This is a genomic window from Pedobacter segetis, from assembly GCF_016623585.1.
GTDB classification, from domain to species: Bacteria; Bacteroidota; Bacteroidia; order Sphingobacteriales; family Sphingobacteriaceae; genus Pseudopedobacter; species Pseudopedobacter segetis.
The window spans coordinates 108,674-120,383 of the sequence record NZ_JAEHFY010000015.1; the positions used below are offsets into that span (position 1 = coordinate 108,674).

Below are 11,710 nucleotides of genomic sequence, written 5' to 3' on the forward strand. Positions count from 1 at the left end.
TTAAATGTATTAATCTTTTAAAAATCAATCTTTATGCAATCAATCCAGAAACCAGTTTTAGTTGCTATTTTAGCCTTTTTTGGGTTTTCCCAGGCCTATGCTCAAAAACATAAGCCAGATGAGCTAGATGCAACAAGCGTTCAACATCAAATTTATATAGATGGTGCTAAACCTTCAAAAACGTTTGAGGGTTTTGGATCAATAAGTTCAGGCGGATCTTCAAGGTTATTGTACGATTATCCCGAACCATACAGAAGCGACATACTCGATTATTTATTTAAACCCAATTTTGGCGCAAACATTCATCATTTAAAAGTAGAAATTGGTGGCGATGTAAATGCTACGGATGGATCGGAGCCAAGCATAGCGGTATCGCGAGAAGAATTTGAACATCCTAAAGAAGCGTATTTTAAGCGAGGTTACGAATATTGGCTGATGTCTGAGGCAAAAAAACGTAATCCCAACATCATATTTGAAGGCCTGCAATGGGGGGCACCAGGTTGGATCGGCAATGGTAATTTTTTTACAAAGGATAATATAGATTTTGTGTGCGCATGGGTTAAGGGAGCAAAGAAATATTGGGGCTTGGATATTAATTATGTAGGCGTAAGGAATGAAATCGATTACGATAAAGAATATATCAAACTTTTAAGAAAAGGGCTTGATGCCCAAGGCTTGCAAAACGTTACAATAGATGCAGGCGATCTATACTCTGATCAAAGGTGGAAAATTGCCGATGATATGATGGCAGATCCAGAACTTGCCAAGGCAATTGGGGTAATTAACTCGCATATCCCAGAAGAGGTAAATTATGTTACTACTCAAAACGTTCGTAAAATCAAAAAGCCAGTTTGGTCCGGAGAATCACATTTCTATGGTACCAATTGGTACTCTGCGGCCAGTTGGGCAAGATCATACAGAAGTTATATAGTAGGTGGCATTACAAAGATCATCAACTGGAGCCTTATCTCCTCTTATCATGATTATCTGGTGGTTCCACATTCTGGGATAATGGTAGCCAATACGCCGTGGTCTGGGCATTATGATGTCCTGGCCTCTATTTGGGCGCTTGCCCATATCAATCAGTTTGCCCAGCCAGGCTGGAAATATTTAGATAGCGGTTGTAAATTTTGGAGCCATAAGGGCAGTCTTTATGAAGGCCCATCCATGGTTACCCTTAAATCTCCGGATACGGATGATTATAGCATCATTATTGAAACTATGGATGCCAAAGAGCCCCAAACTTTTCATATTAAACTGTCTGAAGATCTATCTAAAAACAACTTGTCTGTTTTCCAAACCGTTTTTATGGGCCAAGAATTTATCAAACAGCCTGATATAGAAGTTAAAAACAAAGAATTTTTAATTACTGTGCAGCCTAATTCTATTTACTCTTTAACTACAACCAGAGGGCAACATAAAGGAATAGCGGTAAACAAAATACCTGCAAGCACCAAAGAGCAACCATTAAATTATTATAACGATTTTGAAAAGCAAGACTTAAACTCTTCGGCCCTGTATTTTATGGATCAGCATGGAACTTTTGAGGTGGTTGCAAGCCCTACAAAAAACGGAAAATGCTTAAAACAGGTTTCTACTATGCAGGGCATTTGCTGGCGTTGCCGTTTTGATCATCCTTTGTCTATTATGGGAGATATCAATTGGAGAGACTATGAATTTTCTTCGAGCTTTTTGATCCCCGATTCTGGGGAGGTGTTTTTTGTTGGAAGAGATTCTGAACCAGCAAATGGCACCAACGCAACAACAGGTTATGGTTTGCATATAAAACCCAACGGAAACTGGGAATTAAAGATTGAAAGTGGAAAAACCCTCGCTTCTGGGAGTATTAAGAATGCTTTAAATAAATGGCACTCTTTCAAGATGATCTTTAATTCAAACACCATAGAGTTGGTAATAGATCAGAAATCTGAAGCAAAGATTACTGATGCTACCTATAAACAGGGTGTAGTTGCGATTGGTACAGGTTGGAACGAGGCATATTTTGATAATATTAAGGTAACAAAAATAGATAAGTGATAAATCAAGAAACCCGATTTGAAACTTATAAAAGCCGATATGTGTAAAATTCAAATTTACCGTTAAACAACAATGTTAATAAATATGGTTTTCCCTAAAAACGCAGCATTTAATGCCAAAGCAATTTTATATTTAATATTTTTCTTTTTGATCGGCGAGGTACACGCACAAAATAAATCTTACGATATAGACATCACTAACTCATCTAAAGCGATAATTTATAACGGTTTAGATTTAGGAGGGGTAAATAATAAGGGAAATTCCATAGCGGTAAATAATTACTATATCTCGATTAACAAAAAGCCCATTATACCAGTAACCGGTGAGTTTCATTTTAGCCGTTATCCCGAACAATATTGGGATGAATCTATCAAGAAGATGAAGGCGGGTGGTATCACTATCATTGCAACTTATGTTTTTTGGAACCTGCATGAAGAAAAGGAAAATGTTTTTAATTGGGATGGAAATAGAAACCTAAGGAAGTTTGTTAAAATTTGTGCAGACAATGATATGCCCGTAATTGTTCGTATTGGGCCGTTTTGCCATGGCGAGATAAGAAATGGGGGTTTGCCAGATTGGTTGTTGCCAAAACCTTACTCGGTTCGTTCTAACGATCCCGGTTACCTTGCCGAGGTTGAAAAACTTTACAATGAAATAGGCAAACAACTTAAAGGGCTATATTTTAAAGATGGTGGGCCAATTATAGGAACCCAAATTGAAAATGAATTTCAACATTCTGCGGCACCGTGGGGCTTAACCTATCCGGGCCAGCCTTATGATTATACCGCTGCCGAGAGAGATTTAGGGGTAACACATTTTGGAGTATCGGTATCAGAAACTAAAAACCCTTATCAAGAGTTAGGCAACAACCACATGAAAATCTTAAAGCAATTGGCTATAAAAGCAGGGATACAAACCCCACTTTATACCGCCACCGGTTGGGGCAATGCCGCCATAATAGAGAAAGGCAGTTTACCCGTTACGGCAGCTTATGCTTACCCTACATGGACAAAAAAAGCGGATATTTCTCCTTTCTATCTATACAAAGACCTCACTAAAACTCCAGACTATTCTCCCGTTAGTTACAACCCCCAAGAATATCCCGCTTTTGCCGCAGAGTTAGGGTCGGGGATTATGTGTACCTATACCAGACGGCCTCTTGTCCCCGCTAAAAGTTTGGATGCCTTGGTAAACAGATGTTTAGGAAGTGGCGTAAACGGCTTGGGATATTATATGTTTCATGGTGGATCAACTCCAAAAGGAGATTTTTTTTTCCAAGATGAAGCTGGTGGTTCACCTAAAATATCTTACGATTTCCAAGCTCCTATTGGCGAGTTTGGGCAAATCAGGCCTTCTTTTCAGAGGTTAAAACCTATACATTTCTTTTTAAAGGATTTTGGCGATCTACTAGCGCCAATGGTGCTAACGTTGCCCCAAAACAATAAAGACATCAAACCTACCGATCTAGAAACATTGCGTTACTCGGTAAGATCAGATGGGGAACATGGTTTCCTGTTTATCAATAATTTTCAGGATGATTTGGTTTTAACGGATAAAAAAAGCCTAAGCGTGAATGTTAAAACCAAAACTGAGACTATTAGTTTTCCTATATCTATAAAAAGTGGAGAAAACGCCATTTATCCTTTCAATTTAATGGTTGGTGGTGCTAACTTAAAGTTTGCAACTGCCCAATTGATGATGAAAAGCGAAGATTCAAAACTGCCCTACTATGTCTTTTTTATCAATGATGGAGAAAAACCTGTTTTTGTTTTTTCTAAATCAAAGGGCTTAAAAATAAAAAATTCTATCTCTTCAAATATTTTACAAACAGCTAAAGAGTGGAAAGTGTTGCCTGCAGAAAACCAAAATTCAGAATTTTTGATAAACCTGAATGGCAAGCAGACCAAAATTCTAGTACTCACAAAAGAAACAGCGTTAAAATCATACGTTCTAGATCCAACTAACAAAAAAGTTTTATGTTTTACCAATGCGCTTCCTTTACAAAACGGAGATGAGATCAAGTTTTTGAGTACAGGTAATTCTGAGTTTGATTTTTCTATTTATCCAAAGAATAATTTAACTCCAAAATTGAGCGATGGTAAACTATCATCTATAAAAAATAGGTTGTTTGATACATTTAGCGTCAATCTCCCAAAATATGCGGATAGCCTCAATTTTACCCAAACTTCTGATAGAAAAATTCAGGTTTCTATGCCTAGCCCCAATAAACAAATTGAAGATTTCTTTTTGAATATCGATTATGTTGGAGATACGGGAATGGCATTTATTGATGGGAAATTAATTACCGATAATCTTTATAAAGGTTTACCATGGCAAATTGGGTTAAAACAGTATATGTTCAACAAAAAAGGTGACCAGATCCAATTTTATTTTAGGCCTATGTACAAAGGAGCCCCTTACTTGGTAGATTTGAAATCAAGCGATATTCCTGATTTTTCTAAGACCGATAAATACATCAAAATAAACAATGTAAGCTTAACGCCTCAATATAAGGCTTTTGTTAAGTTTTGAATAAGTGTAGGGTTTTGCAGCATGGCTAAGTGGTAAAAACCGAAGAACAAATGTTCAGTTTACCATAAAAGTTCAATAGAAGAACTATCGTAAAATTTAGTGTTGAGCTAGCCATTTTGTCTAATTGTTGTTACCTGTTGGCGTTTTTAGTCTATAAATTTAGACGATTCTTTGGAAAATCAACTGTAGATTATAAGTATCATTTTTAATTTTTTTGTTTATCTTTACCAAGTTACTTAAAAGGCTTAGTAAAATGTTGGTTAAAGAACTTAAAAGCATTGATCAAATTTCGTCTTTTCTTAGTAGGATTGCTCTTGGGCAAAATGGATATGAGCAAGGTCTAAACAAAATAGATAGAAAGAAAAAAGGTGTTTTCTTAACCAACTCGGTTAGTACAGTCGAAAACTTATTAGATATTGTTATAATTGATTCAGAAATTTTCGCAAAACGAATACTTGAACCTTCTTGTGGTCAGGGTATTTTTATTTTAAAATTACTCTCCGACATTTATTTGAAATTTCCCGATCCCACATTGATTTCAAACTTTATATCAAAAAACATTTTCTTTGTTGATGTACAAGAAGAAATGGTAGAAAAAACCAAAACAAATATTAAAGAACTATTCACTTTTCTATTTGATGAGGACATTCAAGCTTCATTTAACGGAATAACTTGGGATTTTACTGACAAAGTTCCTTCAGGATTATCATTATTTGATGAGATAAAAACCACTCCGTTTTCTAGTTTGTATAATTCATTCGATTATGTGATTGGTAATCCACCTTACGTTACATTATATGGACGAAGAGATAAAAAAGAAAATGAAGAACAAAGGATAAATTACTTAAACAACTATCATCAGTTTCCAAGTTCAGTAAAAAACGGAAAATTAAATCTTGTAATGTTGTTCATAGAACACTCACTTGATTTTTTGAAAGAAAATGGCAAGTTGAGTTTTATTATTGATGTTTCATTTTTTGAAACTGCTTATGAGTTTACAAGGAAATATTTATTGGATAATACAACTATTGATGAGTTGCAGGTGAACATTAAAGATTTTGATGTTGCAAGTGGTCAAGTAATTATCAAACTTTCAAAAACTAAAAGTATAAACCATAAAGTGCAATTCATTGATCATAAAACAGAAAACCGTTATTTGGTAGAACAGTCAAGTTGGTACAATAAAAATGATGAGTATAAATTCAGATACAATGGTTGCTCAACATCAAAGCAAATTTTAGATAAGGTCGAAGCCAAAAAAGATAAAACAATACTTCAATTATTCCCAAATAAAAATCTGCGTACCTGTGTGATGCTTTTAGATATGGAAGATAAATTTACTTTCGTAGATAAAGGAAGTAGAGAAGAGGATTTTTTGTATCCATATTACCAAGGTTCAAAAGCACTTTCAGAAAAGTATGGTAAATTGGATTTCAAGAAATATTTTTATTACCACAAACCCTTACAAGATTCAATTAATGATGAGTTAAAAATTGAACTTGAAAAACAAGGTGTTAAGAATAAAAAAAGATTAGGTTTAGGTGAAACTATTATTTATGATAATCCAAAATTATTCATTAGGCAATCGGCAAAGGAAATAATTGCTACAATAGATTTAGGCAAAAGTGCTGCAAATAATAGTCTTTATGTTTTTTCATTGAGAAATAATTCGGCAGAAACAATTGAATTTTTATATTTTTTATGTGGTTTTTTGAACACAGATTTTGTAACTTATTATGCTCAACAAATGAATATTATAAGGTTTTCACAAGGCAAACAACCACAAATAAAAATTGGTGATTTAGGCACTATCTATATTCCTAATGATGTTAAATTAAAAAACCAGATTTCTAAATTATGTAAAGAAATTTATACCGATTTTGATTCAAAAAATACTGTAAAAACACAAATAAACAAATTGGTTTATTCTTACTACGAGTTGTCCGATATAGAAATTGCTACAATTGAAGAAAGTATCAAAGATTTTTGATACTTTCTTCTTGTGATTTGTTAAGTTCTTTAAGCTGTTTTAAGGATAAGTCTTTTTTGAAATTACCTTGCCTTAAATTTTCTAATTCTTCAGTTGCCTTTTTCAGTTTTCTTTCATTAGATTCAATTTTCTTTTGAAGTAAAAACTCTAAAAATTCTTCTCGGGTTCTTTACATCGGTTCTTCAAAACCATTGACTTGCATTTGGTTTGCAGGTGTTATTCTCATTGTACTACTAACATCTTTAAGGAAATATGATTTTACGAATATTTCATTATTCTGTACAAAATCTAAGCCTGTTTCATTCCCTTTGTAATAGACAAGAATGTAAACCAAATAGAAGTAACCACTATTCATTAATGTCAATACTTTGTCGGGTGTGCCGCTATCAGGATTGGTGTCGTCATTGTCAACATTTATGGCTTTAAAATCAACCCAAAGTAATTCTCTATGGTTGTTGATTTCAAAAAATGTTTGTACGTCAAATGGATTTTTTGTTTTTCCTTCTGGCGAAGCTATAGAGTCTGTAAAATACTCGTGTTTTTTAGTAAATTCAACAAACTTGTTTTCAAGGTATTTACTTATTCCGTCCCCAACTCTTTCTCCTTTTTTTACAGCAATTGTTAAATTCGGGCCTTTATCTATAATTTGTTCTACAACCTTATTTAATTGGGCAATAATTAGTTCTTCGTATTCTTTTATCTCCATTTTACTTGAATAAGTCTGATTTAAAAAATTGATAAACAGACATATCAAGAGCTTTTGCAATTTTTTCAATGTTTGCTATTGAAACATTTCTTTTTCCTTGCTCGATACTTGCAATATAGGTTCTGTCAAGCTCACAAATGAATGAGAACTTTTCTTGACTAAGTCCTTTTTCGTTTCTAAGTTCTTTAAGGCGTATTCCAATTTTAATCCTTATATCCACAGTTGCGAATCTCTATTTTTGTAGTTTATAAAACAACGGACTATAAGTATAATACAGGAGTGTTTTGTTAGTTTTATTGTCGATGTTATTCATGTCGGTTCTCTACGTTTCAGGTAACTTCTCAGCCATCTGTTGCCATTATTCTCTTCTTAGTTGTGTCTTAAAGTCACCCATAACCTAAATATATGCGCATTTTAGTCTATCACAATAGTTGTTATATCCATTGTTGAAAAACAATTATATTTTTAGCTTGCATTAAATTCAAACCAACTTCAAATAATAATCATACAATGTTAATTAAGTTTTTAAAAAAGGCGGCAATTCTTATGGTTTTTTCATTCATGGTAATGAGCTTTTCCTCGTCTGCTGCATCAAAAAAATTATCCGATCATTTTTTATATTCCGAAAAAACCGACTCTGGTTATCTATCCAATATCATTCTAGAACTACAAAAAACTTGGCCCCAAAACAGAACGATCAATTTGGTTTTTCATGGCCATAGCGTTCCTAGTGGTTACCAGCATACGCCCATAGTAACTACTTTTGGGTCGTATCCGCTTTTATCATTATGGCTTATTACCCAAAAATATCCTCATGCGGTGGTAAATGCCATTAAAACTTCTATTGGCGGTGAAAATGCCGAACAGGGAGCCAAAAGGTTTAAGAGGGATGTTTTAAGTAAACAGCCCGATGTGATTTTTATTGATTATGCGCTTAACGATCGCCCCATTGGTTTACAAAGGGCAAAAGCCGCATGGGAAAGCATGATCCAAGAAGCACTAGATGCAAACGTAAAACTGGTACTGATGACACCCACTCCTGATATTAAGGAAGATATTAAAGATCCCAACGCACCGTTGGCACTGCATACACGGCAGATTATTGAGTTGGGCGAAAAATACCATATCCCGGTTATCGATAGTTATGATGCTTTTAAAAAAATGGCCCTAGAAGGCGTGGATCTAAAAATATACATGGCTCAAAATAATCACATCAACCCAAAAGGTCATCAAGTGGTTGCCGATTTGATTTATAAATTATTTATTAAATGATACCAAAACTGCAGGTTAAAATTATCTTAAGTTTTTTAACCATCTTGTTTTTTTGCCTTAGGGCAGAGGCTCAACAAAAGCCCAATATACTTTGGGTGGTTATAGAAGATACATCCCCGCAGTTTATTGGATGTTATGGCGATAAAACTGCCAAAACCCCAAACATAGATGAACTGGCAAAAAAAGGAGTGCGTTTTACCAATGCCTTTTCTACCGGAACGGTTTGTTCGCCTAGTCGGTCAACCATTATTACCGGAGCCCGCACTTTTGAAATGGGTACTGGTAACCACAGGAGCCAATATCCTATACCCGATTTTATAGCGGGTTTTCCTACTTATTTAAGAAAAGCAGGATATTATACCAGTAATAATTATAAGAAAGATTACAACACTTCATCGCAAGAAAAAATAACAAAGCAAGCCTGGGACGAAAGTTCTAAAACAGCAGGTTGGTGGAACAGAAAAAGCGGGCAGCCTTTCTTTGCTGTTTTTAATTTTATGGGAAGCCATCAATCCAGAACCATGACCAACCCTTATGATGTGTATGTAAAACAGGTGCTAGATACCCTGCCCAAAGCTTTGCAAACCGGGGACAATGATTTTAAAGTACCGCCAATTTTTAAGGATACGCCAGAAATGCGTCATCAATTGGCCCGTATTTATAATGGGATTTCTTTAACGGATTATAATATCGGTAAAATTTTAAACCGTTTAAAAAAGGATAACTTGATGGACAGCACCATCATCTTTTTTTATGCAGACCATGGCGAGGCAATGCCAAAAGGAAAAACTAATGGGATTGATTTAGGCCACCGGGTTCCTTTTGTAGTTTATTTCCCCGAAATGTATAAAAATCTTTCTCCATTTGGGACTGGCGGTGTAGTAACCGATCAATTAATTGATTTTGCCGATTTAGCGCCCACATTGTTAAATCTGGCCGGAGCCGATGTGCCCGCATATATGCATGGTAGAAATTTCTTAGGAAAAAATTCTGCTCCAGAAGCTAAACAATTACTGCTTTCCAGCGATGGATCGGAAGGGGCTTCAAATGTAATGAGAACCATTACCAATGGGAAAATGAGTTATTCCAGAGCATTTATGCCTTTTATGCCCCAAATGTTTTACGAGAAATATTTTGATTTTAGTGATATTTTACAACAGATGAGGAAAGATTTCAAGAATAATTCCCTTTCAGAAATCCAAAAGCAGATGTTTGAAACAGGTACCACAGAATATCTGTACGATTACGATAAAGACCCATGGCAAACAAACAATTTAGCAAAAGACCCTAGGTATAAAAACCTGATAGAAAAGATGAGAGAGGATTTAAAAGACAGCATCATCAAAAATAAAGATGTGATGTTTTTGCCCGGATATGAATTAGATCAGGTTTCTAAAAATACAACACCTTATGAATTTAGGCTCAATACAAAAGACTATCCCATAGCAGATATTTATAAAGCAGCATCTTTATCTGGTATAAAGACCGAAACAGCATTGAAACAACAGCTCGCTTTGCTGCATCATGCCAATAAAATTGTTCGTTATTGGGCAGCGCTTGGGCTAAAGAGCCAGGGAAGTAAACTGCAGAATTATAAAAAGGAAATACTTAATAGCTCGAATGATAGTTATATGCCTGTTCGTATCATACTGGCATCTATCTGCTACGATCATTTTTTAAACCAACAGGCAAAGCAAATTCTTATAAAAACATTAAGTTTGGCTGAAGAAGAGAAGTTGCAATTGCTTACCTTGCAGATGTTAATTTATCAGCAAAACAATAAAGAATTTATACCTAATGTAGAAGAGTTATTAGCGCAGAAAAGTACCAAACCAGAAGCAAGGGAAGTTTCAGAATTGTTTTTATATGTGGTAAAGGGCACTCCGTTACATTACACCACCTTTTGGTAGCTGATGTTTATAAAATTATAAATGGCCAAATTAGTAGTTTTTATATTATTGATGATTTATGGAAGCGTATTCGCTTCAGAAAAACTGATATTACCCAGTAATAAACGTATAGAATATGTGGGCAGATGGGATAAAACAGATCCCAAAAATTACCATTCTTACTGGGGAGGAGCTTATTTTAACTTAAGCTTTAAGGGAAACGCCGTAAAAATCAATTTAACATCTCCTGTTAGTGTATATGTAAAGTTGGATGATGGTAAAATGGTTTTATATAAAAATGTTTCAGGCTGGGTAAAGATCACTCCAGATACTTTGCATAGCATAACACACCATTTGCAGGTAATTGCCAAATTTCAGAACGATGAAATACAGCTGGCCGCTTTAGCTTTAAATGAAGGCGGAAAATTGCTGAAGTCTGTAAAGAAAAAGCATTGGGTAGAATACATCGGCGATTCTATAACTTCCGGGGATAGAACCACCCAAGGAAACACTTCTGCCTATCCTTGGCTTTGTAGCGAGCTGCTGAATGTAGCCCATACGCAAATTTCTTATTGTGGCATTCCTTTGGTTAGCGGGTATCATCATAATTATAAAGGCGCACCAGAAATCGGGATGGAATCTGCCTACCTCAATCTAAAACAACCTAATCACCCAGATAACACAGAATGGGATTTTACAAATGCTGCGCCAGATATTTTGATCATAAATTTAGGCACCAACGATCATAATTTACAAGTAGATACCGTTTTATTTAAACAAACCATTACCCAGTTTACCAGAAACTTAAGGTTTATCTACCCAAATTCACACATCTTGGTAATGGTCCCTTTTAACCAAGCTTATCGTAAAGAAATTACAGAAATGGTGTTAAACGAGCAAAAAAGAGATAAGAAATTACAATTAATAAATACAGAAAATTGGCTAAATAGCAATGATTTTGTTGATGGGACACACCCAACTGATGCGGCTCATTTAAAAATATCGGCAAGGCTGGTAAAAATAATCAAACCGCTTTTATAAATGATAGCCGTATTTCTTTACGATAAGATTGTCTATCATTTCAAACCTTTTATCCATTTACTTTAGGTAATTTTTTTATTTAATTTGAGTTTGATATTGAAATATATCTAAATTGACCAAAATTTTCAGAACCTGGATTATATCCTTTTATTAAATAATCAATTTCATTACATGAAAAAAACCCTTGCCATTTTATTGGTTTTAAGCGCCAGATTAGGTTTTGCGCAGCAGAACTTCTGGGAA

The 11,710-nt window shown here is 34.8% G+C and carries 7 protein-coding genes and 1 pseudogene; 6 read left to right on the forward strand and 2 right to left on the reverse strand.

Features of this window, described 5'->3' with window-relative positions; all coding sequences use genetic code 11:
* Positions 1-33 precede the first annotated feature (33 nt).
* The 3 genes from I5M32_RS11735 (at position 34) to I5M32_RS11745 (ending at position 6,559) form a co-directional block, all read left to right on the forward strand.
* Entirely contained in the window at positions 34-2,037 is a 2,004-nt protein-coding gene (locus I5M32_RS11735; RefSeq protein WP_200586534.1) for a galactocerebrosidase, read from the forward strand.
* A 72-nt stretch (positions 2,038-2,109) separates the two neighbouring features.
* Positions 2,110-4,569, forward strand: a complete 2,460-nt coding sequence (locus I5M32_RS11740) for a beta-galactosidase (RefSeq protein WP_200586536.1) — start codon at positions 2,110-2,112, stop codon at positions 4,567-4,569.
* A 253-nt stretch (positions 4,570-4,822) separates the two neighbouring features.
* Positions 4,823-6,559, forward strand: coding sequence for an Eco57I restriction-modification methylase domain-containing protein (locus I5M32_RS11745; protein WP_200586538.1), 1,737 nt, complete (start codon positions 4,823-4,825; stop codon positions 6,557-6,559).
* Here I5M32_RS11745 and I5M32_RS11750 read toward each other — a convergent pair.
* Positions 6,546-7,265 (reverse strand): annotated as a pseudogene (locus tag I5M32_RS11750) (hypothetical protein). The gene I5M32_RS11745 and the pseudogene I5M32_RS11750 sit on opposite strands and share 14 nt — an antisense overlap.
* Position 7,266: 1 nt before the next feature.
* Positions 7,267-7,485, reverse strand: a complete 219-nt coding sequence (locus I5M32_RS16740; RefSeq protein WP_200586542.1) for a helix-turn-helix domain-containing protein — start codon at positions 7,483-7,485, stop codon at positions 7,267-7,269.
* Between the two features lie 290 nt (positions 7,486-7,775).
* On the opposite strand from I5M32_RS16740, the gene I5M32_RS11760 reads away from it, so the two are divergent.
* From I5M32_RS11760 to I5M32_RS11770, 3 genes are read left to right on the forward strand one after another with little or no spacing between them, the layout of a single operon-like run.
* Positions 7,776-8,537, forward strand: coding sequence for an SGNH/GDSL hydrolase family protein (locus tag I5M32_RS11760; protein WP_200586544.1), 762 nt, complete (start codon positions 7,776-7,778; stop codon positions 8,535-8,537).
* The gene (locus I5M32_RS11765) at positions 8,534-10,447 is read left to right on the forward strand and encodes a sulfatase family protein (protein WP_200586546.1); all 1,914 of its coding nucleotides are present in this window, start codon (positions 8,534-8,536) and stop codon (positions 10,445-10,447) included. Before I5M32_RS11760 ends, I5M32_RS11765 begins: the two co-directional genes overlap by 4 nt.
* Positions 10,448-10,468: 21 nt before the next feature.
* Positions 10,469-11,467 (forward strand): SGNH/GDSL hydrolase family protein, encoded by a 999-nt coding sequence (locus I5M32_RS11770; protein ID WP_200586548.1) that lies wholly within the window; start codon positions 10,469-10,471, stop codon positions 11,465-11,467.
* Positions 11,468-11,710 lie beyond the last annotated feature (243 nt).